A 23281-nucleotide genomic window follows, 5' to 3' on the forward strand; every position below is an offset into this window, starting at 1 on the left:
CTCAGGCCATCAGTTGTCCAGCTTGATATTGGCCGACTTGATCAGGCTGTCCCACTTCTCGTACTGCGCGCGGATATAGCTGCCGAACTGCGCCGGCGTGGCGGGGAAGGGCACGGTGCCCTGGCTGGCGAGCCTGGCGGCCAGGTCCGGCTGCTTCAGCGCCGCCACGATCTCGCCGTTGAGGCGGTCGATCACGGCTTTGGGCGTGCCGGCCGGCGCGACCACGCCAAACCACGCGGTCAGCTCGTACCCGGGCACGCCGGCGGCGGCCAGCGTGGGCACGCCGGGGAGCTGGTCAGAGGGCTTCTGCGTGGTCACCGCCAGCGCGCGCACGCGGTTGTCGCGGATATACGGCAGCGCGGTCGAGACGCTGTCGAACATCATGGTAATGCGCCCGCCGATCAGGTCGGTCATCGACGCGGCGCTGCCCTTGTAAGGAATGTGCGTGATATTGACACCCGCCAGGTGGGTGAACAGCTCGCCCGCCAGGTGCGACGACGAGCCGTTGCCGAACGAGCCGTAGGTCAGCTTGCCCGGCTCCTTGCGTGCCAGCGCCAGCAGCTCCTGCACAGTGCGCGCCGGCACGCTGGGATGCACCACCAGCACGTTGGGCAGGTAGGCGACCGAAGCCACCGGTGCGAAATCCTTCAGCGGATCGTAGCCAGGTTTGTCATAGAGGCTCTTGTTGACCGCCAGCGAGCCAAAGGTGCCGAACAGCAGCGTATAGCCGTCGGCCGGGGCCCGCGCCACCGCAATGGCCGCCAGGTTGCCGCCGGCGCCGGGCCGGTTGTCGATCACCACCGGCTGGTGCAGCCGCGCCGACAGCGCGTTGCCGATCTCGCGCGCCAGCAGGTCGGTGGCGCCGCCCGGCGGGAAGGGCACCACCAGCCGCACTGGCTTGTCGGGATAGTCCGCCAGCGCGGTACCGGCGGCCGTGGCCGTGAACGCAAATACCAGCCCCGCGGCTGCACGCCTGATCCAACCTTGCATCGCTGTCTCCTTTCTGTGATCTGGTGCGATGGAATGGCCGTCAGTGTGTCGCAGTGCCGGCAGGCGCGTGTTTGGGATTGGCGAAGGTCGGGTTCGCTGCCGGAGCGGGTCACTCCGGCTGGCGCAGCCGGGCGATGGTGCCGAACAGCGTTTCCAGCTCCACCGGCTTGACCAGGTGCGCGTCGAAGCCGGCTGCCTCGGTCTGCTGCCGGTCCGCCGGCTGGCCGAAGCCGGTCAGCGCCACGAAGCGGGTCAGCTCGGTGCCGGCCAGGCCGCGCATGGCGCGCACCACCTCGAAGCCGTCCATGCCGGGCATGGCCAGGTCGATCAGCGCGATATGCGGGCGGCAGCGCGGCGCCACGTGCAGGGCCTCGGCGCCGTCATAGGCAATGGTCACCTCGTGGCCGCACAGTTCCAGCAGCATGGCCAGGCTGTCGGCGGCGTCGCGGTTGTCGTCGACCAGCAGGATGCGCTGCGCCTGCAGCTCGGGCGCAACCGGAGCCTGGGCCGGCAGTGCTGCGCCCGGGCGGGCGTCTTCCTTGCGCGAGGCCGGCAGCGGCAGGCGCAGCGTGAAGGTGCTGCCTTGTCCCGGCCCGGCACTGGCGGCATCGATGGTGCCGCCGTGCAGCTCTACCAGCGACCGGCACAGCGACAGGCCGATGCCCAGCCCTCCCTGCACGTCGGCGCCCGGGCGGCTTTCCTGCATGAACAGGTTGAAGATGTCGTCGATGGCGTGTGGCCCGATGCCGCGGCCCTGGTCCTTCACCTGGACCTGCAGTGTGCGGTTCTGGATCGTGGTGGCGATCGTCACCGACGACCCGGGCGGCGAGAACTTCGACGCATTGAGCACCAGGTTCTGCATGACCTGCACCAGCCGCGTCTTGTCGGCGTGCATCGGGATCGAGCCGGCATGGGTCTGCACGTCGACGCACTGCAACTTGGCATCCAGCGCTGGCCGCGCTGCCTCGATGCCCAGCGCGATGATCTCGTTGAACTCGACCGGCTCCATGCGCAGCTCGATCCGGCCGGAGGTGATGCGCCCGATGTCGAGCAGGTCGTCCACCAACCGGCTCAGGTGGGTCACCTGGCGCTCGATCATGGCCAGGCTCCGGTTTGCCAGCGCCGCGTCCTGCGGCGCCAGCCGCATCGCCGCCAGCGCGCTGTGCACCGGCGCCAGCGGATTGCGCAGTTCGTGCGAAAGCGTGGCAAGGAACTCATTCATGCGCTGGCTGGAGCGTTCCAGCTCTTCGCGGCGGCGGCGCTCGCTCATGTCCCGCGTCACCTTGGCAAAGCCGCGCAGCGTGCGTGACTCGTCGTAAACCGCTGTCAGGGTGACATTGGCCCAGAACAGCGAGCCATCCTTGCGCACGCGCCAGCCTTCGTCCTCCACGCGCCCGACCCGCCGCGCCAGCGCCAGGTGCCGTGACGGCTTGCCGGCGGCGACATCCTCCTGCGGATAGAACACCGAGAAATGACGGCCGATGATCTCGTCGCGGCGGTAGCCCTTGATATAAGAAGCACCGGAATTCCAGCTGACGATATGGCCGTCGGGATCGAGCATGAAGATGGCGTAATCCTTGACCCCCTCCACCAGCAGCCGCAGGGTCTCTTCGCTCTGGCGCAGGGCCTCGGCGGCACGGCGCCGCTCGGTCATGTCCCGCGTGACCTTGGCGAAGCCGATCAGCCGGCCCTCGGCGTCCTTCAGGGCGGTGATGACGACGTTGGCCCAGAAGCGGCTGCCGTCCTTGCGCACGCGCCACCCCTCGTCCTCGAACCGGCCCAGTTCGGCCGCGGCCTTCAGCTCGGCTTGCGGCCAGTTCCGGGCGATCGCATCCGGCGTGTAGAACTGCGAGAAGTGCTTGCCCAGGATCTCCTCGCGGGCATAGCCCTTGATGCGCGCCGCGCCCTTGTTCCAGCTGGAGACATGGCCGCCGACGTCAAGCGTGAAGATGGCGTAGTCCTGAACGGAGTCCACCAGGGTCTGGTAAGGCACATCCGGCAGCAGGTCGGCCCGGATGTCGTGCGAACGCCCGCCCGATGGCTCGCCAGCGTCGGGGCGAGGTGCGCTTCCGGCAGGTTGCTGCGGCTCGTCGGGGTGTCTTGTCATGGCATGTCCTGAACGCGTCCTGCCGGCGTGGCCGCCAGCGCATCCGGTCCTGGTATTGCAGCAAGGATACCCCCGCCCGCAGCCTAGCAGGGCGAATCGCCGGGATGCCGGTGCGGCAGGAGGCGCCCCGGGCGCGGCTCAGGATCGGAAGCTTCCGTACGGCAAATCAGAATGTGCGGATTGCCCGCAGAAGCTGGCTCCATAGAATGGTGGCACAAGGGCTTTCGGGTCTTCCGTCCAGGGGCGCCAATGACACAGTTAGACGAATGCCACCTGCCGTGCGACGGCATGCCGTGCAGCGCAGGTTGCCATCTGGCCCGCTTCTGCCTGGGAGGCGCACGGGGGCTGCCGGGCGGCGCCCAGGGCATCTAGCGCACGGTGCGCCTGCGCAAAGGCCAGTGCCTGTACCTGGTGCTGTGCCGTTTCCGGCTGGAAGACAGCATGCTGCTGGCCGCGCTGACCGGCGCCGAACCATTGCATGCCCTGCAGAACATGCACGCGGCCATCGTGATGGCCGCGCAGCGCGGGTAGTGGAACCAAAATCGGAGGCTGTATGACGGGCAATGCGATGACGCAAGTCGAATGGAAGCGAATGGCGACCGACCCCGGCCGCAGGGGGACCACCTGCCCGGGGCTACCCGCATGGAAATCACGGGCACGCTGCAGATGCAGGATATTGTCCAGGCACTGGGGGCGGAGCCCGATGAGCAGCGCTGTGTCGAGGCCGGCCTCGAGGTGCTTGCGATGGCCGGGCACCCGCCTGCGCGTGCCGTGGTGTCGATGGGCCACGGGCGGCTGCCGGCGCTGGAATTCTATGTCGATGCCGCTGTGCCGACCTGCTGCGAACTGGACAGCACGTTGCAGCACGCCATCGCCAGCCGTTTCACCAGCGTGCTGCCGCCAGGGCTGGCAGTCACGGTGCTGCCGCTGGCCGACTATGCGCAGGAGGCCGCCGACGAAGGCAAATCGTTCGACGCGGATACCCTGCGTACCTGTGCGCGCGAACTGCTGGGCCGGGGCGGTGAGATGAACCAGCGGCTCGCGGTGGTGTGTGCCTACCTGTCGGCGCTGCATGGCGCGCAGGCCGTTGCCGAGCAGCTTGGCTATCTTGAGCAGAGCCTGCTTGCGCAGGGCCAGGAGCCTCTGTCCTGGCGCCTGCGCCGCCACCGCAGCGTGGAAGGGCGGGAGCTGGCGCAGGCATTGGAAGGACTGTCTCGCACGGCGGATGGCGCCCTGTATGAGTTCGGCACCTGCTACAGCGCTGCGCGCCAGCTACCAGCTGGAGCAGATGCAGCGTGTCCATGACCGGATCGCGTGCTTTCGCGACACCTGCCGGAGGTGCCCCGAGCCCCGGCGCGCCGTGTGCGCGGACACGGCGTGCTAAGAGGTTCTAAGGCGCGGCCAGGTCAGATACCGGCCATGCAGGTGTACTTGATGACCAGATAATCCTCGATGCCGTAGTGCGAGCCCTCGCGGCCCACGCCAGACTGCTTGACGCCGCCGAACGGTGCCACCTCGTTGGAGATCAGGCCGGTATTGACGCCCACCATGCCGTATTCCAGGCGTTCGGAGACGCGCCAGACGCGGCCCAGGTCGCGGGCATAGAAGTAGCTGGCCAGGCCGAACTCGGTGTCGTTGGCCATGGCGACGACATCATCCTCGGTTTCGAAGCGGAACAGCGGCGCCAGCGGGCCGAAGGTTTCCTCGCGCGCGACCAGCATGCCGGGGCCGACGTCGGCCAGTACGGTCGGCTGGAAGAAAGAATGCCCCAGCGCATGGCGCTGGCCGCCCTGCAGCAGGCGCGCGCCCTTGCCGAGCGCGTCGGCGATATGCTCTTCCACCTTGGCCACGGCCTTGTCGTCGATCAGCGGGCCGATGCGCACGCCATCGTCCATGCCGTTGCCGACCTTCAGGGCCGCCACTGCCGCCACCAGCTTCTGCGCAAACGCCTCATACACGCCCGCCTGCACGTAGATGCGGTTGGCGCAGACGCAGGTCTGGCCGGCATTGCGGTACTTGGACACGATCGCGCCTTCCACCGCCGCGTCCAGGTCGGCATCGTCGAACACGATAAAGGGCGCATTGCCGCCCAGTTCCATCGACACCTTCTTGATCGTCGACGCGGTCTGGGCCATCAGCATGCGGCCAACCTCGGTCGACCCGGTGAAGGTGAGCTTGCGCACCAGCGGGTTGCTGCTCATCTCGCCGCCGATGGCGCCGGCCGAGCCGGTCACCACCGACAGCACCCCGGCCGGGATGCCCGCGCGCTCGGCCAGGGCCACCAGCGCCAGCGCTGTCAGCGGGGTTTGCGATGCCGGCTTGAGCACCATGGTGCAACCCACCGCCAGGGCCGGGCCGGCCTTGCGCGTGATCATGGCAGCGGGAAAATTCCACGGCGTGATGGCCGCGCATACCCCCACCGGTTCCTTGGTCACGACAATGCGCTGGTTGCTGACCGGCGCCGGAATGGTGTCGCCATAGACGCGCTTGCCTTCCTCGGCAAACCATTCGATAAACGAGGCCGCGTAGGCGATTTCGCCACGCGCTTCGGCGATCGGCTTGCCCTGTTCGGCGGTCATGATGCGCGCCAGGTCTTCCTGGCTGGCCATGATCAGTTCGAACCATTTGCGCAGCAGCGCCGAGCGCTCCTTGGCGGTGCGGGCGCGCCAGGCCGGCAGCGCGCGGTTGGCAGCCTCGATGGCCTGGCGGGTTTCCTCGGCGCCCAGTTGCGGGACCTGTCCCACGCGCTCGCCGGTGGCTGGGTTGGTGACGTCGATGCGGCGCTCGCCGTCGACCCAGCGGCCGTCGATATAGCACTGCTGCCGCAGCAGAGAGGAGTCCTGGAGGTTCAGCATGGTTGTCTCGTTGGATGCCGGCGATGCCGGGCGTCTTGTGGATGCCTGAGACAACGATTGTAGTCCGGCTGACTAGGTGGAAGTCTTGGGCGGGCCGGCAGGTGAGGCCGCGGACGGTGCCTCGATACCCCAGTCGCCGCATTCAAGCCAGTCGTCGCCGAGCAGTTCAATGGGGTGCTGCGTGCGGCTGGAGCCGTTGCCGCAGCCCATGTCGTCTACGGAGCAGTACTTGTCGCAGCCCCAGCAGATGCGCTCGGGGTGGCGGGGATGCAGGGGAAATTTCTTGGCCATGGCTTGAGGTTGGGAAACTGCTGGGGGAATTATGTCCACATACGCAAGCCGTTGACTTGCGCGAGCGCAAGTCAGGCCGGGGGCTATCCCGCTCAGTTCCATCCGTCGGCATCCAGCCGGGTCCAGCGGTCGGGCGCCTCGCCATCGGGCGAGGCCAGCAGCAGGGTCTGGCCGCAGTGCTCGCAACGGTACACAAACGCATTCTGGCCACTGGCGGTGCGCAAGGTCGCCGACTTCACCAGCCTGGGATGCGGTGGCACGTGGCCAGGCCGGTCCAGCTGCGACTCGCACAGGTCGCATAAAGACATCATTGTTTTCCTCCGCACTATCCCCGGCGTAGCAAGAATGCTGTGGTGCAGCATTCGCTTTTCCAGTATAGCGGCGGAACGATAGTGCCGTTGGGCGGCGGCGTAACGGCTATTCACCAAGGAACTCTGCCACCACTTCTAGTCCTTCAATGTGATCGGCAACCACCTTGGCGATTGTGATCAGCGGGATGGCGAGCAACATGCCCCACGCGCCCCAGAGCCAGGTGAACAGGAGCAGTGCAACAAATACGGCCACCGCGTTCATCCGCGCCATGCGGCCGGTCATCCAGGTGGTGACGACCGACCCGATCAGCGTGGCGATCAGCAGCGATCCGACCGCCGCCGCGGCCGCCATGCCGAGCGTGCCGAACTGCATGAGCGTCACCACTCCCAGGCAGATCGCGATCGCCATGGCGCCGAAGTAGGGCACCAAGTGCAGCGCCGCAGCCGCAATCGCCCAACTGCCGGCGTTGTGCACGCCGAGCCACTTCAATAGCAGCCAGGTACAGGCGCCCAGAGCCGCATTGGTCACCAGCAACATGCCCATATAGCGGCGGATGGCGAGGTTGACCTCGTCCAGCATATGCACGCTGATCTTCTTCTCGGAAATGGTGGTCCCGGCCATTTTGATGAACTTGCGCTTGAAGGTATCGCCGGCTAGCAGCAGGAAGTACAGCAGGAAGACCACCACCACCGCCTGTCCGGCCATGGTGAAGATGCTGACCGAGCCGGCCAGCAGCATGTTGTGGACCTGGGCGGGCGTTTGCTCCACCACCACCTGCGTGCCGCGCGCGGGCGGGGGCTGGCCGGTACCGCTGAGGATGGTGGCGGCGCGGCGTACCTTCTGCCACATGGAATCGTCGCCGCTCATCAGCGCGCCCACCGAGCGCGACAGCTTTCTGGCCGTATCGGGCAGGCTGTTGACGATCGATTCCACTTGCCCCTGCAACAGGTAGGCGCCGCTTAGCAGGACGCCCAGCACGGCCAGCAGCACCACGGTGCCTGCCAGCGCGCGCGGCAGGCCCAGCCGCTGCAACGCGCACACCAGCGGGTCCAGCAGGTAGGCCAGAACGATCGCCAGCACGACCGGAATGAGAAAGTCGCGTGCGATATGCACGGCGTACAGCGAAAAGAGCGTGGCCAGCACCACCAGCGCGATGCTGGCGCGCTGCAGCGAGGCGGTGACGGCGTCACCTGGCACGACAGTGTCAGGCATTGCAGCCACGGTGCCAGGCGCGTCGGCGCCAGCACGCGGGGTACCGTCGGCGGGCAACGGAACGGGCGGGGCAGGGGGCAGCGAAGGAGCCGCGGAATCGGGGATGGTCGACATGGCCGGGCGCCCCGGCAAAAGGCCTGGCGCTGCTATGAAGATAGCTGGCCGGCAAGCGGCGGCTGTCGGACGCCGCCGCCTGCGCATGTCAGACAAGCGCGGTAGTGAGGTGCCTTACAAGCGACACCGCCGGCCGGCAGCGTGTCGCCGCACGACCGGGCGGTCCGGAGACTGTAGGCTGGGAGCGTGCAGGCTCAGCCAGTCACCGTCTTGGTTTCAAGGAACTCGGCAATGCCTTCGGGGCCGTATTCACGCCCGTTGCCGGACGTCTTGTAGCCGCCGAACGGTGCGGTGAGGTCCATCGTCGCGCCGTTGATGCGCACGCTGCCGGCGCGCAGGCGGGCGGCCAGCCTGCGCGCGCGCGCCGGGTCGGACGACGCGATGTAGGCGGCCAGGCCGAACTCGGTGTCATTGGCGATGGCCACGGCCTCGTCTTCGGTGTCGTACGGCAGCAGGCACATCACCGGCCCGAAGATCTCTTCGCGTGCGATGGTCATGTCATTGCGCACGTCGGCAAAGATGGTCGGGCGCGCATAGAAGCCGCGTTCCAGCCCGTCGGGGCGGCCGGGGCCGCCTGCGGCCACGCGCGCGCCTTCCTCGATGCCCACTCCGATCAGGCGCTGCACCTTGTCGTACTGGCCGCGGTTGGAGATCGGGCCCATCTTGGTTTCGGGGTCGGACGGGTCACCTACCTTGACCGCGTTGGCCAGGGCGGCGGCGATCTGCACGGACTGTTCATAGCGCGAGCGCGGCACCAGCATGCGCGTCGGCGCGATGCAGGTCTGTCCGGTGTTGGCCATGCACTGCGCCACGCCGCTGGTCACCGCTGCCTGCAGGTCGGCATCGTCCAGGATGATCATCGGCGACTTGCCGCCCAGTTCTTGCGCCACGCGCTTGACCGTGGCCGCGGCGCTGATGGCCACTTCCACGCCGGCGCGGGTCGAGCCGGTGATGGAGACCATGTCGACATCGCGATGCGACGACAGCGCGGTGCCCACCGCGCGGCCCTCGCCATAGATCATGTTGAAGACGCCCGGCGGCGTATCCGCGGCATCCATGATCTCAGCGAAGATCCGGGCGTCCAGCGGCGCAATCTCGGATGGCTTGAGCACCACGGTGCAGCCCGCCGCCAGCGCCGGCGCCACCTTGGCCGCGATCTGGTTCAGCGGCCAGTTCCACGGCGTGATCAGCGCCGCCACGCCGATGGCCTCGCGCCGGATGCAGCTCATGCCGCGCGTGGTTTCGAACTCGAAGTCGCGCAGCGCCTGCAGCGTTGCCTGCAACTGTGCCAGGCCGATCGCGGCCTGCAGGTTGGTGGCCAGCGTGATCGGTGCGCCGATCTCCTGGCGCACCGCCTGCGCCAGGTCGCCCGTGCGCGCCTGGTAGGCGGCGATGATGCGTTCGAGCAGGGCGATGCGCGTTTCACGCGTGGACACCGACCACGCCGGGAAGGCCGCGCGCGCTGCGGCCACGGCGTGGTCCACGTCTGCCGCGGTGCCCATGGCGAGCTTGCCGGCGACCGCTTCGGTGGTCGGGTCGATGATGTCGGCCTGGGTCGCGCCCGCTGCGGGCTGCACCCACTTGCCGTTGATATAGAACTTGTCGATGACGTTCATGCCGGTTGCCTCGGATGTTTGTGGGTGGATACGGTCAGACCGGACGGTCGCCAATGATGGTGGCGCGGTTCATATGGCGCACGGCCGGGAAGTAGTCCTGCACCGCGTAATGTTGCGTCGAGCGGTTGTCCCAGAGCGCGATGGTGTCGGGTTGCCAGCGCAGGCGCACCTGGTACTCCGGCGCGGCGGCCTGGCGGTACAGGTACTGCATCATGTCCAGCTCCGCGGGCCGGTAGTCAGAACCGATGCGATACGGCTGTTCCTTGGCGAAGTTGGCGAAATGCGTGGTGAAGGCTTCGTTGACGAACAGGATCTTCTCGCCGGTTTCCGGGTGCGTGCGTACCACCGGGTGCACCATCGGCGGAAACTTGGCGCGCATCTCCGCATATTTCGCTTCGTTCAGCGCCGAGCCGAAGGTCGGCATCGCGTCGTGCACGGCCTTCAGGTTGGCGATGCGCGCTTTCATGTCTTCAGGCAGGTTCTCGTAGGCGGCGGCCATGTTTATCCAGATGGTGTCGCCGCCGACTTCCGGGCATTCCAGGCAGCGCAGCATCGAACCCATCGACGGGACCTCGCGCCAGGTAACGTCCGAGTGGTAAAGGTTCTCGCGGCCACGCGTCTTGCCATCGCGCCCGAATACAACCAGTTCGGGATGTTCCGGGTGGTTGGTAAGCATGGGATGCACTTCCAGCTCGCCGAATCGGCGCGCCACGGCTACGTGCTGGGCGGGCGTAATGGCTTGCTTGCGGAAGAACAGCACCTTGTACTTCAGCAGCGCGCGGCGCAGCGAGAGGTAGTTCTTCTCGTCCAGCGGCTCGCGGAAATCGATGCCCTCGACATCGGCGCCGATCGTCGGCGTGCAGCGGCGCACGGTAAAGGGAAAGGCTTCGTTGTCCAGCGCCCGGTAGGCTTCCGGGCTGATGGTGGTTGCGGCAGTGGCTTGCATGGGGTGTCTCCTCGGTGTTGTGGTTGCCAATGCAGGGGGATAGCCGGCTCAGCGGAGCGAGGCCTTGATCAGGTCCGCCGCCTTTTCGCCGATCATGACGGCGGGGGCGTTGGTGTTGCCGCCGATCAGCGTCGGCATGATCGATGCGTCTGCGACGCGCAGGCCCTCCACGCCATGCACGCGCAGATCCGGGTCGACCACCGCCATGCTGTCGACGCCCATCTTGCAGGTGCCGACCGGGTGGTAGACCGTGTCCGCATGCGCGCGCACGAAGTCGCGGATGGCGGCTTCATTGCTGCTGTCGGGGCCGAAAGCGTCGGTCAGGACTTCTCTTCCGCCAGGCCGCGACCGCGCGGCTGGTAGGAGCGGCGGCCGTTCAGGCCCGGTTGCGGTACGGTTAGTAGGCGTAGTTGCGGCCCGGCCTCGAGCAGCGCCACCGTTGCGTCCGTGTCCTCGGCCAGGAGCCCAGCAACGGCGCACCCGGCAGACCCGGCGCCGATCACGATGTCGTCGAATTCGGCCGCGGGGCTGGCGGTGCTTTGCAATGCGTTGGGTTTCAATTTCTGTGTCTCCTGAGCGGCCTTGTGGCGGTGCTTTCCTGGGGACGCACGCAATTGCCGATGGGTGATACTGCCATTACCTGTTATGACAGGTCAATAGGGTCGCGCCGCGGCCTGTCATGATAGGTATAATCCGTTCCACCCAGAATTTGGAGCCGCCCAGGGCGGAACACATGTGGCGCTGCCCAGGTTCAAAGAGATCGAAAACGAGATTCGCCAGCGGATTGCCAGCAACACATGGGCGCCCGGTGCCAAGCTGCCTTCCGAGGCGGAGCTGGTGACGGAATTCGCGGTCAGCCGGATCACCGTGCGCCAGGCCTTGTCCGGGCTGCACAACGCCGGCCTGATCGAGAAGGTCAACGGCAAGGGCAGTTTCGTGACCCGTCCCTCAGACACGCCCAGCCTTGGCGCGCTGACCGGCTTCTATGAAACCGGACGCGCCCGTGGCCAGCTTGCCTACGGCAAGCTGGTGTCGGTACGGCTGGTGCGCGCGCCGGCCCATGTGGCCGCGGCGCTGCGTCTGCAGCCGGGCGAGAAGGTGCTGAGCGTGGCCACTGTGCGGTACTGGGACGACGCGGCCGTCGCGCATTTCACCCTGATGGGTCCTGAGCCGCTGATGCGCCGCCTGGTGCAGGAGGACCTGGAAACCAACGACGCCATGTCGCTGTTTGAAAGCCGGCTGGGATACCGGTTCAAGGAAGTGGCGATGGAAGCCACCGCCGTTGCCGCGCCCGCGGACGTGGCGCGCCGGCTCGGTGTTGCCGAGGGCGAACCGCTGCTGCGCCTGCGCAGCACGCCGCGTGACATCGACGACACACCGTTGTTCTGCGGCGAACTGATGTTCCGTCCGGACCGCTATGCCTACAAGTGGACACTGACGCGATAGGGCAGATGCCTGGCATCTTAGGCGATACTGAATTGCGCCGGCGCGGTAACTTTTACCCGCGGCGCGCACTTATTACTGCGGCCGGGTCGCAGTCATGTCACTTTCCTGCATTGCCGGGCGCTGCGTTGCTAACACAGTCGGCGCCGATGGCCGCATAGCCCCACTGGTACGTCAGTTGCGTCTTCCGCTGCAGAGCTGCGTTCCGGCGCGCTCGCCGGCAGCCTGCGCCGTGCAGCAAGGCTTGCCGCCAACCTGCTAGATGGAGGAAGACATGAAAACAACCCTAGGCATCGGCACTGCCCTGCTCGCACTTGGCATCCTGGCGGGTTGCACCGCCACCGGCAGCACCACCGGTTCCGGCTCGCTGTCCGGCTCGGGCTCGGTCACGGAACAGAACCGCAGCCGCAGCGGCTACGGCACGCCTGGCTCCAGCACTTCTACCGGCACGTCCGGCGCGACCAGTACGACCAGCCCGAGCGGCACATCCAGCGGCAGCAGCGGTGCAGCCAGCGGTTCGGGCACGGCCCGCTGACGCCGACGCCGACGCAGCCGCCAGTGGCCTGGCACCGGCGGCTGCGAGGCTTCACGACCGGTCCCGGCCGGTAATGACGCGCGCATCGCGGCGCGCGGGAATGATGTTTTCGTCGGCCAGCCGTTGTTGCAGGTCGTTGTTGGGCACGTGGGTGAAGTCCTTGCCAATTTCCTTCGTGACGACGTCCGTGACGCCGGCGGGAAGGGCTTTGCGCAGCAGGCCCAGGAAGCGCGGCGCCGCGATCAGCGCCAGGGAGTCAAAGCGCTGCTTGTTGCGCGCATCGGCAAGATAGTCCGCCACGCGACGGGCAAACAGCTGTGCTTCCTGGTGCAGTTCATCCTCGCCGGCCGAGGATGTGACGGTGGACGGCCCGGCCTGGTGGGCACCGGGATGCCCGGCGTCGCCCTGTACCGCGGCGTGGCCGCGCCGGCCGTAGGCGTCGCGGCGCAGGTCCGCGCGGTCGCCATGTGCTGCAGCGTCAGTGATTTCCTCAACCAGTGCCATTGGCGCGGTTGAGGCGTGCGAGGCAAAGATGCGGGCGAGGGATTCGTCCGCCACAAGGATCCAGGTGATTTTCATGATCGCTCCGGTTGCCGGTCCGAACAACGGCCCCCCCATCCCTCGCTTCAAAGGATACGCCATCCGGGCAGGGGCACGTCGCCGGACCGCAGGTGGCGCGGCGCGTAGTCACCACACGCCAAAGAACACGCCCGCCTGCTTGTACACATTGGTCTTGGCCGCCACCTCTTCGTTGGTCACCGTCACGCGCGGCTTGAGCGTGCAGAACCACTCCAGCAGCCGCAAGCGCATGGCGCTGCGCACGGCTTCGTGGCCGGGGTCGCTGCCCAGGTCGAAATATTCCTGCGGATCGTTCTGCAGGTCGAACAGCTGTGGCCGGAACCCTTGCCAGTGCACATATTTCCAGCGCGCGTCGCGCACCATCCAGGCGCGGCACTCGCCAGGATGGCGGCCCAGCGCCACGCGAGCGCCGCGATAGGCGTAGTCCAGTTCGGATACGACGAAATCGCGCCAGCTACCGGCATCGGCACGCTCGCCCGCGCGCGTCAGGTCCAGCAACGAGCGGCCCTCGATGCGGTGGTCGGCCGGCGGCAGGCCTAGTGCCTCCAGCACCGTAGGCACCACGTCGACCGCGCTGACCATGCTGGCCTGCGCGGTGCCGCGCGCGGCATCCGCCTGCGGCGAGGGATCGTAGACGATCAGCGGGATGTTCTGCACGGTGTCATAGAACTGCTCCTTCTCGCCCAGCCAGTGGTCGCCCAGGAAATCGCCATGGTCGGCGGTGAAGACGATCAGCGTGTCCTGCCAGCGGCCCAGGCGTTCGAGTTGCTCCCATAGCTGGCCGAGCCGGTCGTCGATCTGCTGGATCAGGCCCTGGTAGGCGGGGCGCACCGTGTCCGACACTTCCTGGCGCATGAAGTTGGCGCATTCTTCCTGAGTGCGGTAGGCCGACAGCACCGGGTGCGGGTCTTCCAGCTCGGCCTCGTGGCGCTGCAGCGGCAGGCAGTCGTCGAGCGAATACGCGGCGTGGTAGGGCGCGGGCGCCAGGTAGGGCCAGTGTGGCTTCACCAGCGACAGGTGCAGCACCCATGGATCATCGCCGCGCGTGGCGATGTACTGCATCGCCTGGTCCACCGTGTACGCGGTCTCGGAATGCGGCTCGGCCACGCGCGCGGGCAGGCCGGCGTTGCGCATGTGCCAGCCGGAGACGATCTCGCCGCGTTCGTTCTCGGCGCTGATCACGTAGTCGGTCCACGGATCCGCGCTATCGTAGCCTTGCTGGCGCAGCCAGTCGGCGTAGGCGCTGTGCGGCTCGGCGTGGTGGCCGTCATGGCGGTCGACTTCGGTGAAGTGGCCGCTGCGCAGCAGCGTTTCCAGCTCGGTGCCGCCATCCAGGTGCAGCCGCTTCAGGTTGGCGTTGTCCGGCATCATATGGGTCTTGCCCGCCAGCGCCAGCGCGCGGCCGCTGTGCTTCAGGTATTCGCCCAGCGTGACTTCGCCGACCGACAGCGGCACGCGGTTCCAGGTTGCGCCGTGGCTGCTGACATGGCGGCCGGTATAGAAGCTCATGCGGCTCGGGCCGCAGACCCCGGAAGTGACGAAGGCACGGTCGAATCGAACGCCGCGCGCGGCCAGCGCATCGATATTGCGCGTGCGCAGCGCCGGATGCCCGTAGCAACCCAGGTGGTCGCGCCGGAGCTGGTCGCACATGATGAAGAGGGTATTGCGGATGGTCATGATCGGTTTGCCGCGCTTCAGTCGCCGGTATAGCCGGATGCCTTTACCACCGGTGCCCACTTGCCGGCGTCAGCCTTGAGCACGCCGGCAAAGGCGTCGGCCGGGCCGGTTGCGGGTTCCAGCCCCAGCTTGAGGAACTTCTCGCGCACGTCCGGCGACTGCACGGCCTTGACGATGGCGGCGTTGAGCTTGTCGAGCACCGGGCGCGGCGTGCCCGCGGGTGCCAGCAGGCCGTAACGGCCTTCACCTTCGATGCCCTTGTAGCCAAGCTCGGTGAAAGTCGGCACATCGGGCAGCGCCACCGAGCGGTGGGTGCCGGAAGTCGCCAGCACGCGGATCTTGCCGGCGCGGTGCATTTCGGTCAGGTCAGCAAGGGTGTCGACCGAAGCCGGCACCTGCCCGCCGACCAGCGCGCTCATCAGCGGCGCCGAGCCGTTGAAGGGGACGTGCAGCATGTCGATGCCAACCTGCTTGCCGATCATCAGCCCGAAGAAATGCGGGATGCTGCCCAGCGCCGGCGAGGCGTAGGAGTTGTTCTGCGGGCCGGCCTTGAGCCATGCCACATAGTCCTTCAGCGTGCGCGCCGGGCTGGCCGGCCCGGTGGCGAGCGCCAGCTGGAAGTTGGCGGCCTGCGCCACCGGCGTGAAATCGCGCTGGATATCGTAGTTGAGCTTGCGGTAGACCAGCGGCGCAATCGTCATGACCGCCGAGTTGGCCACCACTAGGGTATTGCCATCGGCCGGCTGCGTGCGCGCGTAGTCCATCACCAGCCGCCCGCCGGCCCCGGGCTTGTTCTCGATGACCACGGTCTGGTTCAGGGTCTCGCGCAGCTTGTCGCCGACCAGGCGTGCGGCGAGGTCGGCAGTGCCGCCGGCCGGGTAGCCCACCAGGATGCGCAGCGGACGGTCCGATTGGGCGCTGGCGGGTGCGGACCATGCCGCGGCAACGGCCAGCAGGCACGCGGCGAATCGGGGAAGGAAGGTGCGAGGGCTCACGATGTCTCCAGTTTGTTGTCCGCCGGCAAGCGGCGTCGATGCAAGCTAACACCCGTCGATATAATTGACAAAGTCAACTAATTGGCAGGTGTGGCATGGCACACGACAACAGCGGCAACCGCCTGCAGCGGCCGCAGCGGCTGGTAGATTTCATCAACTACCGGGTCTACCACCTGAACCGCGTCGCGCTGGGCGCCGCGGCGCTGCACCTGCGCGCCAGGGCGGGCGTCACGCGGCGCGAATGGCGCATGATTTCTTTCCTTGGCGAGCAGCCCGGCACCCGGCTGACCGAACTGGCCGAAAGCGCCGGCCTGGACAAGGTGCTGGCCAGCCGCGCCGTCCACGTCCTGGTGGAACGCGGCTTGGTCCGCCGCGAAACGCGTACCCAGGACCGGCGCGCAGCAGCCTTCACGCTGACCGAGCAAGGCGAAGCCGTCTACCGTGCAGCGTTCGTGCAGGCGCGGGACTTCAATACGCGGCTGGCTGGCTGCCTGACGGCGGAAGAGGCGCGCGTGCTGTCGCGCTGCCTGGACAAGCTGCAGGCGCAGGCCGGTGCGATGCTGGCGGAGGCGCAAGCGTTGCCACAGCCGGAAGGGGAAGAGCCGGCGTGGGATCTGCTGCAGGTCTGGCGGGCATAGGCACTTTGTGTAGCGAGCACGCAGCGGCACGCGTTCAGGGCGCTATTGCCACCGCCGTCGTCGCGCCGAAGGTTGCGACGCAATTGCGCCCGGAGCGCTTGGCCAGGTAGAGCGCTTCGTCGCCGGCACGGAGAAAGGCGCGCAGCTCCGCGAAATCCTTTTCGTTGCCAGCGCTGTTGGCATCGGTCACCGCACCGATGCTGACCGTCAAGTGCCCGTCGGCGCCGGCCGCATTCGGAATCCGCAAGGCCTGGACGGCGGCGCGGATGGTCTCGGCCATGGCGGCCGCGCCGGCTGCGTTGGTGTGGGGCAACAGGATGGCAAACTCTTCGCCGCCATAGCGCCCCGCATAGTCGCCCGGCCGCCGCACATGGCGCTGGATGCAGGCGCCCACCGCGGCCAGCGCATCGTCACCGGCCTGGTGTCCGTAGCGGTCATTGAACTCCTTGAAATGGTCGACGTCGAGCATCAGCAGCGACAAAGGCTCGCCGTGCCGCCGCGCGCGCCGCCATTCCACGTCGGCGGCATCGTCCAGCGCGCGGCGGCTGCCCAGGCCGGTCAGGCCATCGGTGTTGACCATCCAGCGAAGGTGCTCGGCGCGGCGCCGCCATTGGCGCGACAGCAATACCGAGAGCGCGATGATGATCGCGTCCAGCGCGATGATCAGCGCGCCGAACACCCAGGCGCGCTTGTACCACGGTGCCAGCACGTCGTGGGTGGCGCGTCCCACCACGACCAGCAGCGGAAACCCCGGAATGCGCCTGAAGCTGTAAAGCCGCTGAATTCCGTCGACTGCCGCGACGCCGATAAACGTGCCTTGCGTGCCTTGCAGCAGTGGTGCAAATGACGGGCTGCCGGAGATGTCGCGCCCGATCGATTCGGCTTCATAGGGCCGCCGCATGATGATGGTGCCGTCCGTACGCAGCAGCGTCAGGGTGCCGCCCGCGCCAAGGCTTACGCCATCGAACAGCTTGCGGAAGTAGTTCAGGCGCAAGGTGCCGACCACGATGCCGGCAAAGCTGCCGTCCGGCCCGGAGAGCCGCCGGCTGATGCCGATGGACTTGTTCTCCGGCGTCAGGCGCGGCTGGAACGGCCGGCTCAGGAACAGGCCGCTGTGATCGCCGCTGCGGTGCGCCTGGAAGTAGTCGCGGTCAGAGACGTTGACCGGGCGCGGCGGCCACTGGTGCGAGTCGAATACCAGCATGCCGTTGGCGTCGGTGACCAGCAGCGAGCCCATGTCTTCGGCATTGATCGAACGGTCGAACAGCAGCCGCTGGCGCAGCGCCGGCGGTTGCGCCAGCAGTGCGGGATCGTGCATGGCTTCCACCACGCCCCCGATCGCCAGTTCGTGGATCTGCAGGTTGCGCGTGATGCTGCGTTCCAGCGTCAGCGCCAGGTTGGCCGCGGCCTCGCCGGCATTGTCCAGTGCATCCCTGCGCATCTGCACCAGCGCGAGCGCGCCAAGGGCCGCGATCATGCAGACCAGGACAAGGCTGGCGGCCACGATTAGTGAGGCCGGGCGGGAAATGGCTTTTCGGGCTGGAAAGTGAGGTATTTGACGCACGAAGGAGAGCTGTTCTGCTTTTTATGCGGCCATTGTAGTACCTGGCCGCTGCCTGGCTCAGTTGCCTTGTGCGCCAGCGTTTCGTCCCCTGGCCAGGGCATGCGTGGTGTGTGCCACTGCGCGCGTCCGGCACTACGCTGCACGCACAGTTCTTCCCTACACTTGATCATGGCGGATTGCCGCCGCTGAAGGGAAGAACGCATGCAGCCAGAGCCTGCACAACCCAAGCCTGTGGCGCTCGCCCTGCAGGGCGGCGGCATGCATGGCGCCTTTACCTGGGGCGTGCTCGACCGGCTGCTGGAGGACGGCAGGCTGGCGATCGAAGGCGTCAGCGCCACCAGCGCCGGGGCCATGAACGCCACGGTGCTGGCCTACGGGCTGCTGCAGGGCGGCAGTGACGGCGCACGCCTGGCCTTGCATGATTTCTGGGAGGCGATCGCGCACTCGGCGCAGCGCTACAACCCGTTCCGGTGGCTGCCCTGGTTCAAGAGCAGCCATACGCTGGGCCTGAACCATTCCCCGATGTATGCGATGGCCGACATCGCGCTGCGCCTGCTGTCGCCATACCAGTTCAATCCCAATAACCTGAATCCGCTGCGCGAAGTGCTTGGCAGCCAGGTCGACTTTGCGGCACTGCGCGAGCATTGCCCGATCCAGCTGTACCTGTGTGCGACCAATATTGAGACCAGCCGGATACGCATCTTCCCGCCCGAGGAACTCAGCATCGACGCCGTGCTGGCCTCGGCCTGCGTGCCTACGCTGTTCCAGGCGGTCAGCATCGACGGCCAGCACTACTGGGATGGCGGCTATGTCGGCAACCCGGCGATCTTTCCGCTGATCTATCACTGCCAGACCCACGATGTCGTGATCGTCCATATCAACCCGATCGTGCGCCACGGTGTGCCGACCACGGCCGCGGATATCCTGAACCGCGTCAATGAGGTCAGCTTCAACTCGTCGCTGATGCGCGAGATGCGCGCCATTGCCTTCGTCACGTCGCTGATCCAGCAGGGCAAGGTCGACCGCACGGAGATGAAGGAGATGTGGATCCACTCGATCCGCTCGGACCAGACCATGGCCGCGCTGGGGGTCTCCACCAAGTACAACGCCGACTGGGACTTCCTGTGCTCGCTGCGCGACAAGGGCCGGGCAGAAGCGAGCCGGTGGCTGGAGCAGCACTACGACAGCGTGGGCCGGTGCTCCAGCATCGATATCAGCGGAGAGTTCCTGTAGGCCAGACCGGCTGTGCCAGCCGCCACGTCAGGTTGGCGCGTGCCTGCGCCTCGTAGCGCGCCCGGAACAGATCGGTGGTGTAGATGCGTGGGCTGGCCAGCAGCGCACCCAGGAAGGCGCGCTCGGCGACGTCATAGGCGGCGTCGTCCAGGTCGGTGCGTTCGGCCCGCAGGTTGGCGCCATTTTCCTGGAAGCGCGCGCGGCTGCAGCCCAGCGCCGCCAGGTCGATATCGGCGGTGAAGCGGCCAGCCAGGCTTGCCGGCACTTCGGCGTGGGTGGTTTCCAGGATAAGGGCGGCCACGCGCGCGGCGGCGGCGATGGTGCCGCCTGCCCAATGGCGCAACCATTCGGCGCTGCGTTGCTCGTTGTCCGTGGCGCCGGGCACGTAGATGACGTCGTGGCACCAGAGCGCCAGCTCCACCTCGTCGGTATCCGGTATCGCGCTGCGCGCCCAGTCCAGGTCGTGCAGGCAGCGGCGTACATGGTCGAGGGTGTGGTAGTGCCGCGTCGGTTCACCGTAGTAACAGGCGAGATCGGTATAGGCGTCGGCCGCGCGCGTGCCGCCCGCACGTGTCCACAGGGCGACAAAGCGGTCTTGCAGGGGGAGGGCTGGCGTCGGAGTCATGCGTGCGGGCGCTCCGTGGTATTGGCGTGGTCGGCGGTCAGCGCTTCGAGCAGCGCCTGGGCCTCCCGCCAGTCCGCGGTATCGGTGCCCTCGCTGAAGCTGCCATGGATCCGGGCCAGCGCTTCACGCGCCGCGTCGCCCTTGCCTTGTTGACGCCACAGCCGGGCCAGGCTCAGGGTGGCCTGCAGTTCCAGCGGCTTTGCACGTTGTTCGTGGGCGACCGTGATGGCCCGGTGCAAGCAGGCCTCGGCTTCCACCTGCGCGGCTGGCGGCGCGGGGTGCTCTGCCGACAGCTGCAGCAGCATCTCGGCGCGCAGCCGGTACACGGTTGACTCATCGAGCCGCTCTCCGGTCTCTTCCACCAGCGCCTGTGCCTGCGTGAGCACGTCCAGCGCGGCGGTGGTCTGGCCTGCCCTGCCGCAGGCCTCGGCAACCAGGGCCAGGAGGTTCGGCATGCCCAGTCTGCCGCCGGTGGCCTCATAGGCGGCTACGCCCTGGCGCGTCAGCGCAACGCCTTCCTGGTGACTGCCCAGCTCCGCCATCGCCCAGCCCTGCAGGACGGTGCCCCACGACAGGTAGATCGGAAAACCCTGTTCGCCCGATATGGCGATGGCGGCTTCGGCATACTCCTGTGTCAGCCGGACTTCGTGCCGGCATCGATGCTGTTCCGCGGCAAATACCAGGCACAGCGCAAGGTTGTATGCATCCGGCCGGGCCCGGGCCATGGCCAGCGCCTCCTGGCAGCGCGCCAGTGCCTGGTCCGCCAACCCCTGGTACCACAGGATCCAGCCCAGCGTACTGGTAGCGTGGACGGCCGGGTCGCGCCCGTAGCCCGTCAGGAAGTCGTACGCTGGTTGTTCAGGATGCGGCACCGCGAGCACCGCCTCAACATGCTTGCGCGCGGCGTCCAGCATGCCGAGGCGGAACAGCGTGGCGCCAATCGCGCGATGGCCCTCCGCCAGTTGCTTGGGCTTCTGCGACTTCATGGCCAGCGCAAGCAGCCGCTTGCCCAAAGGCAGCGAGACCTGGTATTGCGCACGCAGCTGATAGAACGCCCACAGCCCCAGTTGTGCCGAGAACAGGTAGGGCGTCTGCTGGCCTTGCTCGCACAAGGCCAGCGCCCGCCGGTAATTGCCCTCCACTTCGGGTGATGCCTGGCCCCGGGCCGCAATCAGCGCGGGCCCGAGCGCAAGCAGCAGCGTCAGTTCCTGGCGCGCGCGCTCGGCACTGTCGGGTTGCCGCTTGATCAGGTCGATGGCGGTGCTCAGGTGCCGGATCGCTTCGGCCTGCGCGGAGCGCAGCAGTGCCTGCTGGCCGGCGCAGTGCAGGTACTCGACCGCCTTCGGGATGTTGCCGCTGAGGCTGTAGTGGTGCGCCAGTTCGCTGCAGTAGTCCTTGAGCCGGCCATGGAAGAGCGCCTCGATGGCCTGGGCGGAGCTTTCATGCAACGCGCTGCGCCGCTCGGTGAGCAGCGAGCTGCCGGCCACCTCCTGGGTCAGCGCGTGCTTGAAGGCGTACTCGACCTCGGGGAACGCTGGACGTTCGTAGACGAAATCCGCAGCCTGCAGGTCGGCCAGCAGCGGATGCAAGTGGTCTTCCGGCAAGCCGGTCACGCGCAGGACCAGGCTCAGCGGGAACTCCTTGCCGATCACGGCCAGCGTCTGCAACAGCTCCTTCTGGGCCAGCGGCAGCCGATCGATACGGGCGGCCAGCACGCCTTGCACGGTGGTGGGGATATGGAGCAGGGCCGGCGCGGTCTCGATGCGGTAGCAGCCGGGCTGGCCGAGCAGCGCGCCTTCCTCGGCCAGGGTCTGGACCACTTCCTCCATGAAGAAGGGGTTGCCTTCGGTCTTGTCGAGGACCAGCCGCTTCAGCGGCACCAGGCTGCGGTCGTCCCCGAGCAGCGCGGTCAGCAGTTCCTGCGCCTCCGCCTGCCCCAGCGGCTGCAGCTGCAGCTGCGAATAATGCCCGTCCGCATTCCAGTGATGGCTGTACTCCGGCCGGTAGTTCACCAGCAGCAGGATCCGCGCGCCGGGTACATGGTCGATCAGCATGTTGAGGAACGCCTCGGTCTCACCGTCCAGCCATTGCAGGTCTTCGAAAATGACTTCCAGTGGCTGGTTGAGGCTTTCCCGGACCAGCAGCCGCGCAATGGCGTCGAAGGTGCGCTGGCGCCGGATGGTCGGGTCCATGGTCGGCAACGGCGAGTCAGGCTCAATGGTGCCGAGCAGGTAGAGCAGGTAGGGCAGGTGCTCTTCCAGCGAACGGTCCAGCGTCAGCAGCCTGCCGGTGACCTTTTCGCGGCAGCTGCGGTCGCCGTCCTGCGCCGTGATCTGGAAATAGCTCTTCAGCATCTCGATCAGCGGCAGGTAGGCAAAAGCCTTGCCGTGCGAGACCGAAAAGGTCTCCAGCGCCAGGCAGCCCTGCTGCGACCTGACCTTGAATTCATGGAACAGCCGGGACTTGCCGACCCCCGCTTCGCCGACCACTGCAACAATGCGCCCGTGCCCCGCCTTGGCCTGCTCCAGCGCCGCGTGCAAGTGCGCCAGCTCATCCTGTCGCCCGACAAACCTGGCCAGTCCGCGGTGCGCTGCCACCTGCAGGCGCGTGCGCAAGGCACCCAGGCCAACCACCTCATACACCGCGAGCGGGTCGCGCACGCCCTTGACATGGGTGGTCCCCAGCGCCGTGAACTCGAAATAGCCTTCGGTGAGCCTGTGAGTCGATTCGCTGACCAGGATCGACGCCGGCGTGGCAATCCCCTCCATGCGCGAAGCGATATGGATGGTGTGCCCGACCGGATCGTAGTCGGTATGCAGGTCATCCTTGCGGATCGAGCGCACCACGACTTCGCCGGTATGGACGCCGATCCGGATCTGCAGCGGAATGCCTTGCTCCAGCCGCACCCGGTCGCTGTGGCGATGCATCGCATCCTGCATGCGCAGCGCCGCGTAGAGCGCGCGCAAGGCATGGTCCTCGTGGGCAATCGGCGCGCCGAACAGCGCCAGGATGCCGTCGCCGAGGAACTTGGCCACATAGCCCTCATAGTGGTGGACGGCTTCCATCATCAGCGTCACCACGGGGTCGATCAGCCGGCGCGCGTCTTCGGGGTCCAGGTCCTGCGTCAGCGCGGTCGAGCCCGCCATGTCGGCAAACAGCGCGGTGATGGTCTTGCGCTCGCCGGCAGTCTCGCCCCTGGCCTCCATTGCAGCCTGCTCGGCCAAGATGCGCCCGGCAAGGTGGGGCGGCGTGTAGAGGACCGGGGCCGTGGCCGCAGGCGGCACTGGCGTGGAAGCAGTGCTGGCAGGGGCGTCGGACAGCGCAAAGCCGCAAGCGCGGCAGAATTTCGCGGCTGCAGTGGCCTCTTCGCCACACTGTGGGCAGGCTCGGCCAAGCCTTGCCCCGCATGCCTCACAGAAGTTGGCTCCCGCAAGGTTCGCGAAACCGCAACTGGTGCAGCGCATTTCGCCTCCTGGCCGTCGTTGGTCGCCTGGACGGCACTCAACACTATTAGAGGTGGGATCGACGGGGATGGCAAGGCGGTGCTGC

Annotated in this window: 21 protein-coding genes and 1 pseudogene; 6 read left to right on the forward strand and 16 right to left on the reverse strand. The window is 67.2% G+C overall.

Annotated features, from left to right (window positions below; all coding sequences use genetic code 11):
* Window positions 1-9: 9 nt before the first annotated feature.
* On the reverse strand, window positions 10-990 hold the full coding sequence (locus tag AC3WL8_RS06620; protein ID WP_013953193.1) for a Bug family tripartite tricarboxylate transporter substrate binding protein: 981 nt from the start codon (window positions 988-990) through the stop codon (window positions 10-12).
* A 109-nt stretch (window positions 991-1099) separates the two neighbouring features.
* Entirely contained in the window at window positions 1100-3097 is a 1998-nt protein-coding gene (locus AC3WL8_RS06625; protein WP_153953485.1) for a PAS domain-containing hybrid sensor histidine kinase/response regulator, read from the reverse strand.
* Between the two features lie 378 nt (window positions 3098-3475).
* On the opposite strand from AC3WL8_RS06625, the gene AC3WL8_RS06630 reads away from it, so the two are divergent.
* Both AC3WL8_RS06630 and AC3WL8_RS06635 read left to right on the forward strand, forming a co-directional pair.
* Window positions 3476-3628, forward strand: coding sequence for a flagellar transcriptional regulator FlhD (locus AC3WL8_RS06630; protein ID WP_249221295.1), 153 nt, complete (start codon window positions 3476-3478; stop codon window positions 3626-3628).
* Window positions 3629-3739: 111 nt separating this feature from the next.
* Window positions 3740-4402, forward strand: a complete 663-nt coding sequence (locus AC3WL8_RS06635) for a hypothetical protein (RefSeq protein ID WP_492378029.1) — start codon at window positions 3740-3742, stop codon at window positions 4400-4402.
* 101 nt (window positions 4403-4503) lie between these two features.
* Here AC3WL8_RS06635 and gabD read toward each other — a convergent pair whose 3' ends face one another.
* From gabD to AC3WL8_RS06675, 8 genes and pseudogenes are all read right to left on the reverse strand, one after another.
* On the reverse strand, window positions 4504-5952 hold the full coding sequence (gene gabD, locus AC3WL8_RS06640; protein ID WP_153953486.1) for an NADP-dependent succinate-semialdehyde dehydrogenase: 1449 nt from the start codon (window positions 5950-5952) through the stop codon (window positions 4504-4506).
* Window positions 5953-6024: 72 nt separating this feature from the next.
* Window positions 6025-6243 (reverse strand): DUF3079 domain-containing protein, encoded by a 219-nt coding sequence (locus tag AC3WL8_RS06645; protein ID WP_013953188.1) that lies wholly within the window; start codon window positions 6241-6243, stop codon window positions 6025-6027.
* Window positions 6244-6335: 92 nt separating this feature from the next.
* The gene (locus tag AC3WL8_RS06650) at window positions 6336-6551 is read right to left on the reverse strand and encodes a hypothetical protein (RefSeq protein WP_041228903.1); all 216 of its coding nucleotides are present in this window, start codon (window positions 6549-6551) and stop codon (window positions 6336-6338) included.
* 109 nt (window positions 6552-6660) lie between these two features.
* Window positions 6661-7767, reverse strand: a complete 1107-nt coding sequence (locus tag AC3WL8_RS06655) for an AI-2E family transporter (RefSeq protein ID WP_228772336.1) — start codon at window positions 7765-7767, stop codon at window positions 6661-6663.
* Between the two features lie 308 nt (window positions 7768-8075).
* Complete coding sequence (locus AC3WL8_RS06660; RefSeq protein ID WP_492378030.1) at window positions 8076-9497, reverse strand: aldehyde dehydrogenase family protein; 1422 nt, start codon at window positions 9495-9497, stop codon at window positions 8076-8078.
* Between the two features lie 34 nt (window positions 9498-9531).
* The gene (locus AC3WL8_RS06665; RefSeq protein ID WP_492378031.1) at window positions 9532-10443 is read right to left on the reverse strand and encodes a TauD/TfdA dioxygenase family protein; all 912 of its coding nucleotides are present in this window, start codon (window positions 10441-10443) and stop codon (window positions 9532-9534) included.
* 48 nt (window positions 10444-10491) lie between these two features.
* Window positions 10492-10782: pseudogene (locus tag AC3WL8_RS06670) on the reverse strand (GMC oxidoreductase); the annotation flags it as partial.
* On the reverse strand, window positions 10764-11003 hold the full coding sequence (locus AC3WL8_RS06675; protein WP_148271665.1) for an NAD(P)-binding protein: 240 nt from the start codon (window positions 11001-11003) through the stop codon (window positions 10764-10766). The pseudogene AC3WL8_RS06670 and the gene AC3WL8_RS06675, both read right to left, overlap by 19 nt.
* A 175-nt stretch (window positions 11004-11178) precedes the next feature.
* Here AC3WL8_RS06675 and AC3WL8_RS06680 point away from each other — a divergent pair, with 175 nt between their 5' ends.
* Both AC3WL8_RS06680 and AC3WL8_RS06685 read left to right on the forward strand, forming a co-directional pair.
* Window positions 11179-11889: a GntR family transcriptional regulator gene (locus AC3WL8_RS06680; RefSeq protein ID WP_013953184.1), complete on the forward strand. Its 711-nt coding sequence runs from the start codon at window positions 11179-11181 to the stop codon at window positions 11887-11889.
* 271 nt (window positions 11890-12160) lie between these two features.
* Window positions 12161-12421, forward strand: coding sequence for a hypothetical protein (locus tag AC3WL8_RS06685; RefSeq protein WP_013953183.1), 261 nt, complete (start codon window positions 12161-12163; stop codon window positions 12419-12421).
* A gap of 51 nt (window positions 12422-12472) precedes the next feature.
* Here the strand turns inward: AC3WL8_RS06685 and AC3WL8_RS06690 are convergent, their stop codons facing one another.
* From AC3WL8_RS06690 to AC3WL8_RS06700, 3 genes are all read right to left on the reverse strand, one after another.
* Window positions 12473-13000, reverse strand: coding sequence for a host attachment protein (locus AC3WL8_RS06690; RefSeq protein WP_013953182.1), 528 nt, complete (start codon window positions 12998-13000; stop codon window positions 12473-12475).
* Window positions 13001-13108: 108 nt separating this feature from the next.
* The gene (locus AC3WL8_RS06695) at window positions 13109-14677 is read right to left on the reverse strand and encodes a sulfatase-like hydrolase/transferase (protein WP_153953489.1); all 1569 of its coding nucleotides are present in this window, start codon (window positions 14675-14677) and stop codon (window positions 13109-13111) included.
* Window positions 14678-14694: 17 nt separating this feature from the next.
* The gene (locus AC3WL8_RS06700; RefSeq protein ID WP_211981600.1) at window positions 14695-15672 is read right to left on the reverse strand and encodes a Bug family tripartite tricarboxylate transporter substrate binding protein; all 978 of its coding nucleotides are present in this window, start codon (window positions 15670-15672) and stop codon (window positions 14695-14697) included.
* A 95-nt stretch (window positions 15673-15767) separates the two neighbouring features.
* Here AC3WL8_RS06700 and AC3WL8_RS06705 point away from each other — a divergent pair, with 95 nt between their 5' ends.
* Window positions 15768-16310 (forward strand): MarR family winged helix-turn-helix transcriptional regulator, encoded by a 543-nt coding sequence (locus tag AC3WL8_RS06705; protein WP_153953490.1) that lies wholly within the window; start codon window positions 15768-15770, stop codon window positions 16308-16310.
* Between the two features lie 34 nt (window positions 16311-16344).
* Here the strand turns inward: AC3WL8_RS06705 and AC3WL8_RS06710 are convergent, their stop codons facing one another.
* The gene (locus AC3WL8_RS06710; protein WP_492378032.1) at window positions 16345-17814 is read right to left on the reverse strand and encodes a sensor domain-containing diguanylate cyclase; all 1470 of its coding nucleotides are present in this window, start codon (window positions 17812-17814) and stop codon (window positions 16345-16347) included.
* A 261-nt stretch (window positions 17815-18075) separates the two neighbouring features.
* On the opposite strand from AC3WL8_RS06710, the gene AC3WL8_RS06715 reads away from it, so the two are divergent.
* Window positions 18076-19107, forward strand: a complete 1032-nt coding sequence (locus AC3WL8_RS06715; protein ID WP_013953177.1) for a patatin-like phospholipase family protein — start codon at window positions 18076-18078, stop codon at window positions 19105-19107.
* Here the strand turns inward: AC3WL8_RS06715 and AC3WL8_RS06720 are convergent.
* On the reverse strand, window positions 19088-19732 hold the full coding sequence (locus AC3WL8_RS06720; RefSeq protein ID WP_492378033.1) for an HD domain-containing protein: 645 nt from the start codon (window positions 19730-19732) through the stop codon (window positions 19088-19090). The two genes, AC3WL8_RS06715 and AC3WL8_RS06720, sit on opposite strands and share 20 nt — an antisense overlap.
* The gene (locus AC3WL8_RS06725) at window positions 19729-23196 is read right to left on the reverse strand and encodes an adenylate/guanylate cyclase domain-containing protein (RefSeq protein ID WP_013953175.1); all 3468 of its coding nucleotides are present in this window, start codon (window positions 23194-23196) and stop codon (window positions 19729-19731) included. Before AC3WL8_RS06725 ends, AC3WL8_RS06720 begins: the two co-directional genes overlap by 4 nt.
* Between the last annotated feature and the right edge of the window lie 85 nt (window positions 23197-23281).

Source organism: Cupriavidus sp. FW305-F7, from assembly GCF_058782875.1.

Coding starts and splice junctions, on each gene's coding strand:
- AC3WL8_RS06685 (WP_013953183.1), top strand. CDS start 12,161: ATGAAAACAACCCTAGGCATCGGCACTGCCCTGCTCGCACTTGGCATC.
- AC3WL8_RS06705 (WP_153953490.1), top strand. CDS start 15,768: ATGGCACACGACAACAGCGGCAACCGCCTGCAGCGGCCGCAGCGGCTG.
- AC3WL8_RS06645 (WP_013953188.1), bottom strand. CDS start 6,243: ATGGCCAAGAAATTTCCCCTGCATCCCCGCCACCCCGAGCGCATCTGC.
- AC3WL8_RS06690 (WP_013953182.1), bottom strand. CDS start 13,000: ATGAAAATCACCTGGATCCTTGTGGCGGACGAATCCCTCGCCCGCATC.
- AC3WL8_RS06725 (WP_013953175.1), bottom strand. CDS start 23,196: ATGCGCTGCACCAGTTGCGGTTTCGCGAACCTTGCGGGAGCCAACTTC.
- AC3WL8_RS06695 (WP_153953489.1), bottom strand. CDS start 14,677: ATGACCATCCGCAATACCCTCTTCATCATGTGCGACCAGCTCCGGCGC.
- AC3WL8_RS06665 (WP_492378031.1), bottom strand. CDS start 10,443: ATGCAAGCCACTGCCGCAACCACCATCAGCCCGGAAGCCTACCGGGCG.
- AC3WL8_RS06660 (WP_492378030.1), bottom strand. CDS start 9,497: ATGAACGTCATCGACAAGTTCTATATCAACGGCAAGTGGGTGCAGCCC.
- AC3WL8_RS06620 (WP_013953193.1), bottom strand. CDS start 990: ATGCAAGGTTGGATCAGGCGTGCAGCCGCGGGGCTGGTATTTGCGTTC.
- AC3WL8_RS06650 (WP_041228903.1), bottom strand. CDS start 6,551: ATGTCTTTATGCGACCTGTGCGAGTCGCAGCTGGACCGGCCTGGCCAC.
- AC3WL8_RS06655 (WP_228772336.1), bottom strand. CDS start 7,767: ATGCCTGACACTGTCGTGCCAGGTGACGCCGTCACCGCCTCGCTGCAG.
- AC3WL8_RS06625 (WP_153953485.1), bottom strand. CDS start 3,097: ATGACAAGACACCCCGACGAGCCGCAGCAACCTGCCGGAAGCGCACCT.
- AC3WL8_RS06720 (WP_492378033.1), bottom strand. CDS start 19,732: ATGACTCCGACGCCAGCCCTCCCCCTGCAAGACCGCTTTGTCGCCCTG.
- AC3WL8_RS06715 (WP_013953177.1), top strand. CDS start 18,076: ATGCAGCCAGAGCCTGCACAACCCAAGCCTGTGGCGCTCGCCCTGCAG.
- gabD (WP_153953486.1), bottom strand. CDS start 5,952: ATGCTGAACCTCCAGGACTCCTCTCTGCTGCGGCAGCAGTGCTATATC.
- AC3WL8_RS06635 (WP_492378029.1), top strand. CDS start 3,740: ATGGAAATCACGGGCACGCTGCAGATGCAGGATATTGTCCAGGCACTG.